This window comes from bacterium Unc6 (assembly GCA_013626165.1).
GTDB classification, from domain to species: Bacteria; Omnitrophota; Gorgyraeia; order Velesiimonadales; family Velesiimonadaceae; genus Velesiimonas; species Velesiimonas alkalicola.
Map to the genome: position 1 here is coordinate 63,827 of NDHX01000007.1, position 14,808 is coordinate 78,634.

Annotated in this window: 18 protein-coding genes and 2 pseudogenes; 6 read left to right on the forward strand and 14 right to left on the reverse strand. The window is 38.5% G+C overall.

Features of this window, described 5'->3' with window-relative positions; all coding sequences use genetic code 11:
- Nucleotide 1: 1 nt before the first annotated feature.
- The 6 genes and pseudogenes from B9J78_04310 to B9J78_04335 all read left to right on the forward strand — a co-directional run bounded on the left by B9J78_04310 (nucleotide 2) and on the right by B9J78_04335 (nucleotide 4,104).
- Complete coding sequence (locus B9J78_04310) at nucleotides 2-2,158, forward strand: sodium-translocating pyrophosphatase (protein ID MBA2124143.1); 2,157 nt, start codon at nucleotides 2-4, stop codon at nucleotides 2,156-2,158.
- A 156-nt stretch (nucleotides 2,159-2,314) separates the two neighbouring features.
- Nucleotides 2,315-3,046: a glucosamine-6-phosphate deaminase gene (locus B9J78_04315; GenBank protein ID MBA2124144.1), complete on the forward strand. Its 732-nt coding sequence runs from the start codon at nucleotides 2,315-2,317 to the stop codon at nucleotides 3,044-3,046.
- A gap of 166 nt (nucleotides 3,047-3,212) precedes the next feature.
- Nucleotides 3,213-3,413, forward strand: coding sequence for a hypothetical protein (locus B9J78_04320; protein MBA2124145.1), 201 nt, complete (start codon nucleotides 3,213-3,215; stop codon nucleotides 3,411-3,413).
- On the forward strand, nucleotides 3,414-3,674 hold the full coding sequence (locus B9J78_04325) for a hypothetical protein (protein MBA2124146.1): 261 nt from the start codon (nucleotides 3,414-3,416) through the stop codon (nucleotides 3,672-3,674).
- 137 nt (nucleotides 3,675-3,811) lie between these two features.
- Entirely contained in the window at nucleotides 3,812-4,003 is a 192-nt protein-coding gene (locus B9J78_04330) for a hypothetical protein (GenBank protein MBA2124147.1), read from the forward strand.
- A gap of 32 nt (nucleotides 4,004-4,035) precedes the next feature.
- Nucleotides 4,036-4,104 (forward strand): annotated as a pseudogene (locus B9J78_04335) (addiction module toxin, HicA family).
- 94 nt (nucleotides 4,105-4,198) lie between these two features.
- Here the strand turns inward: B9J78_04335 and B9J78_04340 are convergent.
- The 14 genes and pseudogenes from B9J78_04340 to B9J78_04405 all read right to left on the reverse strand — a co-directional run bounded on the left by B9J78_04340 (nucleotide 4,199) and on the right by B9J78_04405 (nucleotide 14,651).
- The gene (locus B9J78_04340; GenBank protein ID MBA2124148.1) at nucleotides 4,199-6,946 is read right to left on the reverse strand and encodes a valine--tRNA ligase; all 2,748 of its coding nucleotides are present in this window, start codon (nucleotides 6,944-6,946) and stop codon (nucleotides 4,199-4,201) included.
- Nucleotides 6,943-8,517 (reverse strand): citramalate synthase, encoded by a 1,575-nt coding sequence (locus B9J78_04345; protein ID MBA2124149.1) that lies wholly within the window; start codon nucleotides 8,515-8,517, stop codon nucleotides 6,943-6,945. The genes B9J78_04340 and B9J78_04345 overlap by 4 nt, the downstream gene beginning before the upstream one ends.
- 50 nt (nucleotides 8,518-8,567) lie before the next feature.
- Nucleotides 8,568-9,116 carry a hypothetical protein gene (locus B9J78_04350; protein ID MBA2124150.1) on the reverse strand — a complete coding sequence of 183 codons (549 nt, stop codon included), beginning with the start codon at nucleotides 9,114-9,116 and terminating at the stop codon, nucleotides 8,568-8,570.
- Nucleotides 9,113-9,337 carry a hypothetical protein gene (locus B9J78_04355; protein ID MBA2124151.1) on the reverse strand — a complete coding sequence of 75 codons (225 nt, stop codon included), beginning with the start codon at nucleotides 9,335-9,337 and terminating at the stop codon, nucleotides 9,113-9,115. The genes B9J78_04350 and B9J78_04355 overlap by 4 nt, the downstream gene beginning before the upstream one ends.
- Nucleotides 9,303-9,917: a guanylate kinase gene (locus tag B9J78_04360; GenBank protein ID MBA2124152.1), complete on the reverse strand. Its 615-nt coding sequence runs from the start codon at nucleotides 9,915-9,917 to the stop codon at nucleotides 9,303-9,305. Before B9J78_04360 ends, B9J78_04355 begins: the two co-directional genes overlap by 35 nt.
- Complete coding sequence (locus B9J78_04365; protein ID MBA2124153.1) at nucleotides 9,902-10,153, reverse strand: hypothetical protein; 252 nt, start codon at nucleotides 10,151-10,153, stop codon at nucleotides 9,902-9,904. Before B9J78_04365 ends, B9J78_04360 begins: the two co-directional genes overlap by 16 nt.
- Before the next feature lie 125 nt (nucleotides 10,154-10,278).
- The gene (locus B9J78_04370) at nucleotides 10,279-11,115 is read right to left on the reverse strand and encodes a YicC family protein (GenBank protein ID MBA2124154.1); all 837 of its coding nucleotides are present in this window, start codon (nucleotides 11,113-11,115) and stop codon (nucleotides 10,279-10,281) included.
- 105 nt (nucleotides 11,116-11,220) lie between these two features.
- Entirely contained in the window at nucleotides 11,221-11,481 is a 261-nt protein-coding gene (locus B9J78_04375) for a hypothetical protein (GenBank protein ID MBA2124155.1), read from the reverse strand.
- Between the two features lie 2 nt (nucleotides 11,482-11,483).
- Nucleotides 11,484-11,738: a hypothetical protein gene (locus B9J78_04380; GenBank protein MBA2124156.1), complete on the reverse strand. Its 255-nt coding sequence runs from the start codon at nucleotides 11,736-11,738 to the stop codon at nucleotides 11,484-11,486.
- 2 nt (nucleotides 11,739-11,740) lie between these two features.
- Nucleotides 11,741-12,270 (reverse strand): annotated as a pseudogene (locus B9J78_04385) (hypothetical protein).
- A gap of 6 nt (nucleotides 12,271-12,276) precedes the next feature.
- Complete coding sequence (locus B9J78_04390; GenBank protein MBA2124157.1) at nucleotides 12,277-12,516, reverse strand: hypothetical protein; 240 nt, start codon at nucleotides 12,514-12,516, stop codon at nucleotides 12,277-12,279.
- Between the two features lies 1 nt (nucleotide 12,517).
- On the reverse strand, nucleotides 12,518-13,279 hold the full coding sequence (locus B9J78_04395; GenBank protein MBA2124158.1) for a gas vesicle synthesis GvpLGvpF: 762 nt from the start codon (nucleotides 13,277-13,279) through the stop codon (nucleotides 12,518-12,520).
- 521 nt (nucleotides 13,280-13,800) lie between these two features.
- Nucleotides 13,801-14,232, reverse strand: a complete 432-nt coding sequence (locus B9J78_04400; GenBank protein MBA2124159.1) for a hypothetical protein — start codon at nucleotides 14,230-14,232, stop codon at nucleotides 13,801-13,803.
- Nucleotides 14,229-14,651 carry a hypothetical protein gene (locus tag B9J78_04405; protein ID MBA2124160.1) on the reverse strand — a complete coding sequence of 141 codons (423 nt, stop codon included), beginning with the start codon at nucleotides 14,649-14,651 and terminating at the stop codon, nucleotides 14,229-14,231. The genes B9J78_04400 and B9J78_04405 overlap by 4 nt, the downstream gene beginning before the upstream one ends.
- Nucleotides 14,652-14,808 lie beyond the last annotated feature (157 nt).

Consider the following 14,808-nt stretch of genomic DNA (forward strand, 5'->3'; position numbering starts at 1 on the left):
AATGGATTTGTTATTGTTAGCGCCGGTTGGTTCAATTATTGCCCTGGGTTTTGCTGCATATTCTGCAGCCAGTATCCTAAAACTTTCAGAGGGGACAGAGCGGATGAAAGAGATTGCCTCTGCTGTCCGAGAAGGGGCAAAGGCATATCTTAAAAGACAGTACTTCATTGTTTCAATATTTTTTGCAAGTATATTTGTGGCCCTTCTTGTAATGGCAATGTTGGACCTTGTTGTAATATTTACTCCGTTTGCATTTTTGACAGGAGGATTTTATTCTGGTTTAAGCGGTTTTATAGGAATGACCATAGCAACACAGTCAGGTTCAAGAACAGCAAACGCAGCCCGTAAAAGTCTTAATTTGGGCTTAAGGGTTGCGTTTTCAAGTGGTACTGTTATGGGACTTACAGTTGTAGGGCTTGGGCTTTTAGATCTTTCTATCTGGTATTATTTTTTAAACTGGTATTACAGTGTCTATCCCTTACCGGGCGGTGTTGCTGATAAGATAGGGGCTATAACATCGGTAATGCTTTCCTGTGGTATGGGCGCATCTTCAATGGCTCTTTTTGCCCGTGTCGGAGGCGGGATATTTACAAAAGCAGCTGATGTGGGAGCAGACCTTGTGGGCAAAACAGAAGCAGGAATACCTGAAGATGACCCCAGAAACCCGGCGGTTATAGCAGACAATGTAGGAGACAATGTGGGTGATGTTGCAGGAATGGGTGCTGACCTTTATGAATCATATGTGGGTGCAATAGTTTCAACATCTGCACTTGCAGTTGCAGCAGGACTTGGGAAGGGAGGTGTTACAGTTCCTATGACAATTGCAGCCTTAGGGATTGTTGCTTCTATAATAGGCACATTTTTTGTAAGATCAAAAGAACAGGCAGAACAGGGTGCTCTTCTTGCTGCACTGAGAAGAGGAACATTTACAAGCGCGATGCTTATTGCAATACTTTCGTTCTTTATTATAAGGTCTGTACTAGGCATGCAGTATATCGGTGTTTATTGGGCAATTCTAATAGGGCTTGTTGCGGGTGTTCTTATAGGTTTAAGCACAGAGTATTTTACATCTGATAGATATCATCCTACAAAAACAATTGCAGATGCTTCTGTTACAGGTCCTGCAACAGTTATCATAGCAGGATTAGGAGTTGGTATGCTTTCAACTGCTATTCCTGTTATTATTGTAGGAATTGCAATACTTTTTTCATATTATCTTCCCATAGTTATTGCAACAGCAAACGGTGTTGTGTTTTTATCAAATGTCCATCAACTTAATGTGGGCCTTTATGGTGTTGCTGCATCAGCAGTTGGTATGCTTTCAACTCTCGGTATAACGCTTGCAACAGATGCATACGGACCTGTTGCAGACAATGCAGGCGGAAATGCACAGATGTCTCATCTTGAACCCGAGGTAAGAAAAAGAACAGATGCCCTTGATTCACTTGGCAACACAACAGCGGCAACAGGAAAAGGATTTGCAATAGGAAGTGCTGCTCTTACATCGCTTGCGCTTATTGCTGCATACAAAAGTCAGGTTGAAATAGTCGCAGCAAGGCTTAATATCCATTTAGATATGGCATTAGATTTAAGTATAATAAATCCGAGGGTTATTGCAGGACTTTTTATAGGAGGTATGCTTCCTTTCTTTTTCTCTTCTCTTACAATGCGGGCAGTTGGTCGTACGGCCCAGGGTATCGTAAAAGAGGTAAGAAGGCAATTCCGAGAAATACCTGGAATTATGGAAGGAAGCGCAAAACCGGACTATGCAAGATGTGTAAGAATATCTACTGCTGGGGCACAGAAAGAAATGATAGCGCCATCTATACTTGCAGTATGCTCTCCTATTGTTGTTGGAATTACAATGGGTATTGAGGCCTTGATAGGATTGCTTACAGGTTCTCTGGTAAGTGGTTTTGTTCTTGCTGTTATGATGGCAAATGCAGGCGGTGCGCTGGACAATGCAAAGAAGTACATAGAAGGCGGAAAACACGAGGGGAAGGGGTCATATGCACACAAGGCGGCTGTTGTAGGAGATACCGTAGGCGACCCATTAAAAGATACATCGGGTCCTTCTTTAAACATACTTCTTAAGCTTATGCCAATAGTATCAATAGTTTTTGCGGGTTTGATTTTAAAATATACAATATACCCATAGTAGGATAGAGCACCAGTGCACCAGAGCACCAGCGCACCAGAGCACCAGAGCACCAGTGCACCAGAGCACCAGCGCACCAGTCACCAGTGCACCATGGCACCAGTCACCAGTGCACCATGGCACCAGTCACCAGAGCACCAGAGTAGAGAGAGAAGTATGAATATAATAATTGTAAAGAACAAACAAGAACTTGGCAAGAAAGCGGCAAGTGTCGGAACTCAAATTATAAAAAAAGCAATAAAACAAAGAGGCTATTGCAATGTTATTCTTGCAACAGGTCTATCACAGTTTCAAGTGCTTGAAAATTTATTAAAAGAAGATATAAACTGGAATAAAATTGTCGGATTTCATTTGGACGAGTATATAGGTTTGCCTATTGCACACCCTGCATCTTTCAGGCTTTATCTCTGGAAAAGGTTTATAAGCAGGTTGCCTTTCCCGTTGAACAATTTTTATTTTATAAATGCAGATGTTAATCCTGAAACAGAATGCGCAAGGCTCGGGGAAATAATTAAAAAACATCCCGTAGATGTCGCGTTTATAGGAATCGGAGAAAACGGACACATTGCCTTTAATGACCCTCCTGCTGATTTTAAGACAAAAAAACCATATATTGTTGTCCAATTGGACAAAAAATGTAAAATACAGCAATACAAGGAAGGTTGGTTTAAAACTATACAAGATGTGCCAGGCAGGGCAATATCTATGTCAGTCCAACACATATTAAAAAGCAAAACAATCATCTGCTGTGCCCCTGATAAGAGAAAGGCAGAGGTTATAAGGAGTGCGATTAAGGAAAAGATTTCACCAGATTGTCCTGCATCGGCCTTGCAAAAACACCCCGATGTTTATATGTATTTAGACAAAGAATCCGCAAGCCTTTTGTGAAATAGGGTCTGCTGAAAAACTCATCAGACCCTAAAATAATCAATATGTTTTTCTTTGGTGATATAATGGAGAAAGGATCAGTATTAAAAAAGCCAGAATATCTGGAACAAGCTTACACTCTCGGAATGAATTTAAAGGATTTATAGAAAAAGGGGGTAGATTAGATATGCTAAAAATAGAGGAAATAGAAGCTACAATTGAATCGCTTTCAGACGATGAATATGCTCGTTTGAGAGAGTGGTTTTATGAAAGGGATTGGAAAAAATGGGATAGACAGATTGAAGTAGACTCAGAATCGGGAAATTTGGATTTTCTGATCAAGGAAGCTATTGATGAAAAAAAACAGGGAAATCTCAAGGAACTCTAAATGCATCTAACAATAAACCGCTTTTGGAAGTGTTTTAAGAATCTTCCTGTTGCCGTTCAAAAGGTATCAAAGAAAAACTTTGAGTTGCTCAAAACGAACCCTTCGCACCCATCCCTCCATTTCAAGAAAATTGGTAAGTTTTGGTCAGTACGAGCTGGAATTAATCATAGGGCGCTTGCGATTGAGGATGGTGAAGACTTTATTTGGGTTTGGATTGGCACTCATGAAGAATATGAAAGAATGATTAAGGGAATGGGCTAATAATTTATTCCAGCGGGTGGCTATCAGCCACCCGCTGAATTAGTGAAAAACTCATCAGACCCTGCAATCTTTTCAAAATCTGTGTAACCAGGTATAATCCTTAAGTTTACACCTGAAGATTATACCAGGAGGAAATTATGGATACCACAAGATTTGTGCATTGGCAAGACGATAATATGTGGCTCGGCTATTTGGAAGAATATCCTGACTACATAACGCAGGGAGAAACTTTAAATGAATTAAAAGAAAATTTAAAAGATTTATATAACGACCTGATTGGCGGTGTAATTCCCTGCGTCAGAAAACTTGCTGAGTTAGAAGTGGCGTGAAAAGAAAAGACTTAATCAGGCAATTAGAGAACATAGATTGTGTTTTTATAAGACATGGAGGAAAACATAACTGGTATCAAAATACTAAAACAAAAATAGTTTAACCTATTCCGAGGCATAACGAAACGAATCACTTTACCAGGCCCCGTAAAAACTTGGAAGCAACTGGTGCACTGGTGCACTGGTGTTCTGGTGCTAAGGGCTTATTAGTTTGATATTTGTTTCTAACAGCGTCTTTTCTTGTTTTAAAAGAGTAAGTCTTTGTTTTGTTTCTGATACCACCTGTTCGGGTGCATTTTGTATAAACGAAGGATTTTTTAGTCTTTTTTCAATGCTCTGTATTTCTTTTGTTGTTGTATCAATCTGTTTTTTCAGCCTGCATTTTTCCTTTTCTATATCAATAATCCCTTTTAGTGGTATATATATCTGTATATCTTCAACAACTCTTATTGCCGCATCAGAAACAACTGTTGTGTTTTTTTCAAAGGTAATTTTTCCTGCCCCTGATAGAAAAGAAATGGTGTGATGATTATTCTTTAATACTTCTCTGTATGCCTCTTTTTGGACGCACACTGTAACATCTATAATTTTGTCCCTGGGTATATGTGTATCTGCCCGTATATTTCTTATTGCACTGACCACATGCATTAGACTTTTCATCTTTGATTCTGCATCTGTGGAAATTAATTTTTGGTCACAAACAGGCCAGGATGCTATTATTATGTGTCTTTTGTTTTCATCCGGTATATACTTTTTAACCTCTTGCCATATCTGTTCTGTAATAAATGGCATAAACGGATGTAATAGTTTAAGTATATTATCAAGAAGATATATAAGTATTCTTGATGTATTTGGGTCTGAGAGTCTTGATTTTGCAATTTCAACATACCAATCACAGAACTCACTCCAAACAAAATTGTATACAATGTTTGCAGACTCACTAAAATGATAATTGTCCAATGCGTTTGAAACATCTTTTATCGTAACCTGCATCCTTGATATTATCCATCTATCTGCAAGTGAAAGGCTCTCTACATCATTAAACATATCAATTATCTTTTTATCCTGCACCTGCATCAATACAAACCTTGATACATTCCAGGCCTTATTTGCAAAGTTTCTCCCTAATTCAAAATGTTTTGATGAGTTCACTGTTTTTCCAAGAAAAGTCTTTACCCGTTTAACAGGAAGTCGGACATCCTGTGTTTCTGTTGCTATGTGTGCTAATGTCCATCTTAGTGCATCTGCACCATAAAGTGTTATTATGTCTTCCGGGTCAACACCGTTGCCCAAACTTTTTTTCATAGGCCTTCCCTGCCCATCCTGTATAACGGTATGTATGACAACATCCTTAAAAGGAATTTCCTTCATATTATAAAGACCGACTACAACCATTCTTGCAACCCACAGTGTTATGATTTCTCTTGCAGTGATAAGAACATCCGTAGGATAGTATGCTTTTAACTGTTTTTCATTATCAGGCCAGCCTAATGTTGCAGATGGCCACAGGGCAGATGAAAACCAGGTATCAAGAACATCCCTGTCTTGCTCAATTGTTGCTCCCTTTATTGCATCAGAAGATATATCGGTATCTCTTGAACAGATAAAAATAGTATCCCCTTCTTTCTTTAATGCAATGTCATCTCTGTTTGCAAATATTTCTTTTACCTTTTTCTCATCACAGTTTCTTGCCCACCACACCGGAATTCTGTGTCCCCACCACAACTGCCTTGATATGCACCAGTCTTTTTTTTCTCCGAGCCAGTCAAGAAAAGTTTTTGCATACCTTTGAGGATAAAATTTTATTCTTCCGCTTTTTACCGCATCAAGTGCCGGACTTGCAATCTCAGACATCCTTACAAACCACTGTTCTGAAAGCATCGGTTCTATCGGTGTCTTTGAACGGTCACTGTGTGCAATCTCTGTTGTATAATCCTCCATACGGTCAATAAGCCCCAAGATTTGCAGTTCTTCAACAATGGCCTTTCTTGCAGAATATCTTTCAAGCCCCTTGTATTTACCTGCATTTTCATTAAGTGTTCCATCCGTATTCAGAATGTTAACCATAGAAAGTCTGTTCCGTAAGGCGCAAGCATAATCATTGGGGTCGTGGGCAGGAGTAACCTTTACGCAACCGCTTCCAAATTCCATACTTACAAGAACAGAATCCGCAATAATAGGAATCTGTCTTTTTAGTATTGGAAGGATACAAGAACGTCCTATAAACTTTTTATATCTTTTATCATCCGGATGAACCGCAACCGCCACATCCCCTAACATCGTTTCAGGTCTTGTGGTTGCAACAATAAGATACCCGCTTCCATCCGTAAGTGGGTATCTTATGTGCCATATATGTGTTTTTACGGTATCATGATACAGTTCATCATCTGCAACCGCCGTCTGCAAAAAAGTATCCCAGTTTACAAGCCTTTTCCCCCTGAAAATAAGCCCCTGCCTGAACAATTCAAAAAATGTATATCTTACCGCTTTTGCGCATACAGAATCTAGTGTAAACCGTTTTTTATCCCAGTCACAGGAACATCCCATTTTTTTAAGCTGTTTTATTATCCTTGATTCATATTCATCCTTCCATTGCCACATCTTTTGGACAAGTCCTTCTTTTCCTATGCTATATCTTGTTTTCTTTTCTTGTTCAAAAAGTCTTTTTTCAACGACAGCCTGTGTTGCAATACCCGCATGGTCTGTTCCCGGCACCCACAATGTATCAAACCCCTGCATCCTGTGTTTTCGCACCAGGATATCCTGCAATGTATTATTTATAGCATGCCCCAAATGAAGCGCTCCTGTAATATTTGGAGGAGGAATTACTATGGAATAATGTTTTTTTATAGAATCGGAATGGGCTGTAAAATATCCCTTTGAAATCCATTCATTGTAGATTTTTTCTTCTACCAAAGATGGATCGTACCTGGTGGGCATCATATCTTTACTTTATCTTTAAGAAGTTTATAATCGATGCTATCAACAAGAGCCTCCCATGATGCTTCAATAATGTTTTCAGAAACACCTACGGTTGTCCATTCATCCTTACCATCTGAGGATTGTATGAAAACCCTTACCCTTGCAGCAGTTGCAGCATTGGGATTTAGAACCCTTACCTTGAAATCTGTAAGATGCATCTGCGAAAGACTGGGGAAAGACCCTGTAAGTGCTTTTCTCAATGCATTGTCAAGTGCGTTTACAGGTCCGTCGCCTTCTGCTGATGTATGCTCAAGTTTTCCTTTTATCTTTATTTTTATTGTTGCTTCTGAATGCATAGTAGAACTGCTATTTTTCTCAACAATTACCCTGTATCCTATAAGATTAAAATGCCTGGTATGTTTATGAAGCGCATTTCTTAAGAGAAGTTCAAAAGATGCATCTGCTGCTTCAAACTGATACCCCTGATGTTCAAGTTTCTGTAAAGTATTTAGTGCTTCTTTTGCAGTTTCCGTATCTTTTTTCAATTCAGGGTATTTCTGACAAGCCTTTATCGCTATTACACTTCTTCCTCCTATCTCCGATACAAGAAGTCTTCTCTGATTTCCAACCTGTTCAGGAACTAAATGTTCATATGTTTTTGGATTTTTTACAACAGCATTTATGTGAATCCCACCCTTATGTGCAAATGCACTGTATCCCACAAACGGCTGGTTGTTGACAGGAATAACATTTGCAATCTCACTTACAAACCTTGAAACTTCAACAAGATTTTTTAGTTTTTTTTCTCCTACGGATGTCTTTTCCTTCATTTTTAATTCAAGGTTCGGAATAACAACACACAGGTCTGCATTCCCGCACCGTTCCCCATATCCGTTTATAGTCCCCTGCACAAGGACACAGCCAGAAGAAACAGCGGCGATGGAGTTTGCAACAGCAAGCCCGCCATCATTGTGTGCGTGTATGCCCAATGGTACATTAAACCTGTTCTTCACAGTTTTTACCACCTCTTCTATATAAGATGGAAGGCTTCCTCCATTTGTATCGCAAAGACACACCATCCAGCAGCCTGCACTTATAGCCTGTTCAAGTGTTTTAATCGCATAATGGGGATTTTCTTTGAACCCGTCAAAAAAATGTTCGGCATCAAATATTACGAATTTCTCCTTTTGTTTTAGATATAAAACAGTTTGATATATCATATTAAGATTTTCTTCAAGAGAGGTTCTTAATACATCTTTTACATGAAGGCCCCAACTTTTTCCAAAAACAGCAATGTCTTTTGTGCCTGCATCAAGAAGTGATGTAATATTTTTATCTTGTTTAATATCTACACCTGCTTTTCTTGTGCTTCCAAAAGAAACAAGCCTTGAATTTTTTAGGGGTATCTTTGATGCTTTTTTAAAAAAATCCAGGTCCTTAGGGTTTGAACCGGGCCATCCACCTTCAACAAAATCAATACCAATCTGGTCAATTTTTTGAAGTATCCTTATCTTATCCTCAACAGAATATGTAATCCCTTCTGCCTGCGCACCATCCCTTAATGTAGTATCATATATAAGTATTTTTTTCATTTCTTCTACTTTTTTTCCTCATCTGTATCGCCTGTTGAGCTCAACAGAAACTATGTTAACTGAGTGTTTATTGTCTTTTCTATTTCTTTTATAATTTCTTCAACAGGGGCAAGGTGTCCTATGCCTTCATATCCACAGGCAAGTTTTCCTCTTACGGGGGGGATAATCTTGACGCCTCGTCTTTTTAGGATTTTCTCATTTTCCTGTACAGCAGGATGAAGATACATCTTCTCGTTCATTGCAGGACACATAATAATGGGTGCTCTTGTGGCAGTAAGGATACAGGTTAAGAGGTCATCTACTATACCTTGTGCAAACTTTCCAAGTATGTTTGCAGTTGCAGGCACAACAACAACCACCTTAGCTTTTTCTGCAAGTGATATATGCGTAAGATCCCATTGTTCGGGGAGTTCAAACATATCTACTACAACCGGGTTGGCTGAAATTGTCTGAAATGTCAGAGGGGTTACAAATTCTGTTGCTTCTTTTGTCATCACCACATTGATGTTTATACCCTTCTTTTTCAGAAGGCTTATGATCTCGCAGGTTTTATAAGCAGCAATACCTCCTGTCACACCAATAAGAACCTCTTTTTTCATTTATCCGCTTTCCTTTTTTTTGCAGACTTATCAACAATCCTTACAACTCCTGTTCTTACATCTTCAAGGGCTTGCATGGTAGCCTTTTTTGAGGTCGGCTGGTTTGAATGCGCGCTGGCACTGTTTGAAATCTCTATTGCCCTTCTTGATACAAGTAAAACAAGTTTGTAAATACTATTTTCTGCTTTATCTATTAAAGGCTCTACTGTTACATATTCCATATCTTCTTTCGTATCTTTTCTTGCATCTTTCTGCAATAATTATTGACTTTAGTTTTTGATATGCAGATTTTATATTGTCATTTACAATCCAGTATTCATATTGTTTTGCTGTTTTTAATTCCTTTCTTGCTTCTTGCAGCCTTTTTTGAACACTTAAATTAGAGTCCATATTTCTTTTTGATAACCTATTATAGAGTTCATCAATTGAAGGTGGAAAAAGAAATATTGTCACACAATTTTTTATGATTGATTTTAAGTTCTTGGTCCCCTGTATGTCAAGACTTAGTATTACATCTACTCCTTCTTTTATCTTTTTTAACAATTGTTTTTTAGGTGTTCCATAGAAATCTCCAAAAACCTGCGCCCATTCTATAAATTCATTTTTCCTTATCTTTTTTTTAAAATCAGGGGGGCCAAGAAAATAATAATCTTTCCCATCCTTCTCCGTTGGTCTTGGCGTTCTTGTTGTTGCAGATACAGACACATCAATATTTTCAATTTCTCTTACAAGTTTTTTTATAAGTGTTGTTTTACCACACCCGGAAGGTGCTGATAGAATAAATACTATCCCTGTTCCCACATTTTGTCCTGGTTTGACAATCTCTGCACCAGCGTTTCGGACTGAGCAGCGGAAAGTATTATATGATCCGAATCAACAATAATAACCGAACGGGTTTTTCTTCCACTTGTTGCATCTATAAGTTTCTGCATTTTTTTTGCTTCATTTTTCAGTCTTCTAACGGGTGCTGTGTTTGCGTTCACAATAGCAATAATTCTATTTGCAGAAACCATATTCCCGAATCCTAACTGCAGCATACATATTTTATTTCTACTCGTTTTGATATTGAAAGTGTTTTTACCCACTGTGTTGGATATTTGACCTTGCGCTTTAAGCCCAGCCAGAGGAGCCGAGTATTTGAAATTAGATTTTGCCATACGACCTATTCCACATTCTGAACCTGTTCTCTTATTTTTTCTATTTCCCCCTTTAAATCAACAACTATTTTTATTATTCTGATATCCTGAACCTTTGAACCAAGTGTGTTTGCTTCTCTGTGTAATTCCTGTGCAAGAAAATCAAGCCTTTTCCCCATCTCTCCTGTTTGTTTCAGACACCCACATATGCTTTCAATATGCGCCTTCAAACGGTTAATCTCTTCTGCAATACCCCCTAAATTCTCTAATGGTTGCCTGATGGCATCATCTGTTTCAGATGTTGAGGCCACCGATTTTTTTTTCGTCTGTTCTTTTAAATATTTTATAATTTTATTAAGATATTTTTTAATAAGAGATGCTCTTTTTGATATTTCTTTTAAAATAATCTTTCCTTCTTTTTTTCTTGTTTTTATTAGTCTTTGGAGCGCTGACTTTAGTGCGGATTCAAAATACGAAGTAACACCCTCTAATGAATTCACTTTTGTGTTGGTAGATATAACACCCGGAATAGAAAGAATATTATCCAGCGTCGGAGTTTGCGAAATACCAATATCTTTTCTTAAGCAGTTAAGCAAATTAAAACAGGCTTTTGCTCTTTTGGTATTTATAACATCTAATAAATTAACAGGTACTGAAAACTCTACATAAATAGTTACACTTCCTCTTGTTATTGACTTTTTCAGCAGACTTCTTGCCTTTATCTCAAGAGAAGAAAGGAAGGAAGGCATTCTACAATTTAAGTCAAAGAAACGGTGATTACCGCTTTTAATCTCAACAAGCAAAGATCCCTGCTTTGGCAATTTTTGCACAACCCTGCCAAAACCTGTCATAGAGTTTATCATAATGCTTTTATTATATGTTTTAATTCTATCTTGTCAAGACAGTGTATTTTTTATGCTATAGTTAGCACTATATAAAAGACAAAAAAATATATGCCGGCCGGCTAATCATCGGCGGTAAAAAGGAAAATGGCTGGAGTATGACGACAAATTTTTGGCGAAAAAGGCTTGATAGATCTTAAGCCTCCGCTCATCTACTCCATAATTAAAATAAAGCGATAAAGCATACCAAAAACCCTCTACGGTCTTTTGATGCTCTCGCCACGCCTCTGTACCTAAATCCGCCACTCCTCTTTTGGCTTCATCCTTTGCCAGAGAACCGAGGTCAGCGCTTGTATGTATAATGGGGACATAAATAAGGGTTCTCATATCTACCCTTTTCGGATATCGCCACGCTTTCTCATCCGCATCTTTTCATAACCCAAAAAGTCTCCAGAAGCATCTATTCGGACATCATAAATTCCAAGAATCTCCAGATTAACTGCTTCCGAAGGTTTTTCTATTATTTCTACAGTAATGTGCCATATGTCCCCTTCTCTGTTTATCCCTATTGCATTGGGAGAACTAAACCCTGTAAGTTCAGCTAAATTCTTTTTTGCTATTTTTGCAATATCTCTTATTTCCATTTTTAAGCTTCACTTTTTAATTTTTTAACCTCTGCCTCAAGTTCCTCGATTCTCTCCTCTTTCTCTGCCTCTTTTGCTTTTGAGGAAAGAAAACTATCAGTTTGCCACCAGTTTATTCCCATTTCCATTGCCTTATCAACTGAGGCAATCAGAAGTCTTATCTTGATGGTAAGAAGGTCGACATCGGCAATTTTAATCTGGATATCTCCGGCAATTACATTCCTCTTTCAGCTATCTTTTTAATTATGGCTCCATGTTCGGCTTTGTATTTCTTCAGTAACTCTTCAGCATCTATTTCATAACCCCAGATATTTCCCGCGATAGGAGTAATTTTATTGCCAATCGTAATGTTAAAACTATCGCCCAAAGAGTGGGCCGGGTCAATGGAGATAACCAGTATCTTTTTCTCGGGTTTAATCTTACTTAAATGTAAGGCAGTAGCCGCTGCGGAAGTGGTCTTGCCGCTTCCCCCTTTGCCGCCAAAGAGTATAAACTGTAAATCAGGGTTATCTAAGAATTTTAATTTTTGCATTTGCTACTATTCCTCGCCCTCCTTACGCTTAGCAGCTTCCTCTAACCTCTTCAATAAGATACTCTCGGCCTTGTTATATTCCTCCTCAGTTATCTCCTCTGTCTCCAGCATCAGTTGTAGCTTCAAGAGGTCCCCTTTAATCTTGTCCTCACCATAAAGCTCATTGTCAGCCATGTCCCTGATCTGTTCAGCAACCTTTGTAAACATTTTTAAAGGTGCTAATAACAAATCATCTATAATAAACATCTTAATATTCCTCCTCTGTATTTATTATTAAGTTAACAAAATTAAACGGTGGTATGGTCCCCACATACTTAAATTTTATTTTATCGCTATGTTTTCTATCAAGTTCCTGAACCTTTTGGTCAAACGGCACCTCATTATGTTTTGCCACCAAAAAGGCGGTATTTATAATCATCAACTCGTAATAGCTATCATTGGTTTTGACTTCTACTGCCAAAGGCGATAAGGTACTTAAAATAACCTTTTTATGAATCTCTTTCTCTTTCTGCAATGCTGCTTCAACCATCTTTCCTATTTCCATCCGTCGATAATATGTCTTCTCAGCAGGGAGTTTGGCAATTTTTTCTTTTAATGCCCTTATGTCTTCATGTTTTTCCAGAATATTCTTATAAATGACATCTTCTTTGAATATCGCTTTTAGGCCCAGTTCTTTTTTGCCTTCAATCTTATCTAGTAAATCTTTGAACCGATGGTGTTCTTTTCCCAAAATCTTTATAACCTTTTCTTCGTCTTCGGCAATGGTGCCAAAGCGGACTGGCAAGACTGTATGCTCCTTCATTACTTCTTCAATTGCCTTTTCATGGGCAAGCATGTTTTCCCTTGAAACTAAATATTTTATTATTGGAGAATTGCTCACTACTGCTCCGATATTGTCAGAACAGATTGTATACAACTCATCTCCCCTGTTGCCAATTCCGATTCTGCCAAACGCTCTTGGTTCACTAAGGGCTATTATGCAATAGATATATTTTCCTTCTTTATTCATAGTTTTAAGTTTTAAGTTTTAAGTTTACAACTTACCACTTTATTTAGTTATAAGCTTTTTAATTCCTCTTAATCTCCATAGATAAACCACTGACCCCAGATATTCCTTTGTTGCTCTCGTGGTCCCGAGCAGGGCCTCTGCCTCCGGCAAAAAGTCAAGAATCGTCTTTTCTTCCTTTTGTGATTCAGACAGTAGACACAGACCCCTTATCCCCCCTCACCCCAACCCTCTCCCACCGTAAATATTCAGTAAAGACGTGGTATAAAAGCAGGTTTGAAGGTAGCCGCAACCTTTAGGTTGCGTTACTTCGGCGCAGGCTGAAGCCTGCGGCTACCAAGAATAACGTGTTCACTGAATACTTACCTCCCATTAGGGGAGAGGGGACAAAGCAAAGACTTTTGACAATCTCCCACAGGGGGGGGAGAAGGAGATATTCACTTTTTCCTCTTTTACCCTCCCCCTTGATGGGGGAGGATGAAGGTGGGGGTGGTCTTCTTATCCATCTGCGACTACTGTTTGAATCAGGATTCTATGAACTTCAGGATATAATCACAGTATTTTGTGTACTGCTCTATTGCCTCTCCCATTGTTTTATAAATAATGTGTTCATCCAAATTGTTATATTCGTGGACTAAAGCATTTCTAAAGCCGGCGCTCCTGGCAATTTCTTGGGCAAAATTTTCCGGGAGGACACCCAATTCCTCAAGCGCAAGAAATGTCTCGGTATAGGTTTGGGGTGCCTTTAGTTTGGATTCGGCTGTCTCAGCAATTAGGTGTTGATTGATATCTATTCCACGACCAATCACTTTTTGCAGTAAATGCTGAATGCCGTTCCAGCGAATGGGATTTTCACTAACAAGCTCCTCAAAAGTCAGACTTTTAAATTCAGTCAGTAATTCTAAATCCTCATGGATTAGCTCTGCTTTTTGTTTTACAAACTCTTTATCAATCATATTAATTTGCACTCCTTTTTTAACTTATCAATTCCTTTTCTAAGCAAGTGATCTCGGAGTCGAAAGAGGGGTTGGGCATCAATATAACAGCGATATGCATAGGCTTTAAACTGATTGTAGAATAGAGTTTCTCCATAAAGCAGGATGCTGTCTCTCATTACCAGGTGGAGGAAAAGGGGAGGTTTCTTATGTAATGTTTTAAGATCAATATCATTGCCAAATACCTCCATGAATTTACCTATAAGCTGTAGATATTCATCAAAAACAATTCCTCCTCGGCGGTAAATGGCAATATCTACATCCGGTTCAAGAGAAACCACTTTCCCAACAGCATGCGACCCGTGCAAAACTACAAGAGCGAGGTTGTGTTCAGCACCAATTTTATCTATCTGTTTATATTGTTCTTTTGTTATTATCATCAATTTAAAATTCTACCACGAGAAAGTAGTGTTGTCAAAATTCTGTGTTGTTAACTGCAATTCAGACAGTAGACACAGACCCCCTATCCCCCCTCACCCCAACCCTCTCCCACCGTAAATATTCAGTAAAGACGTGGTATAAAAGCAGGTTTGAAGG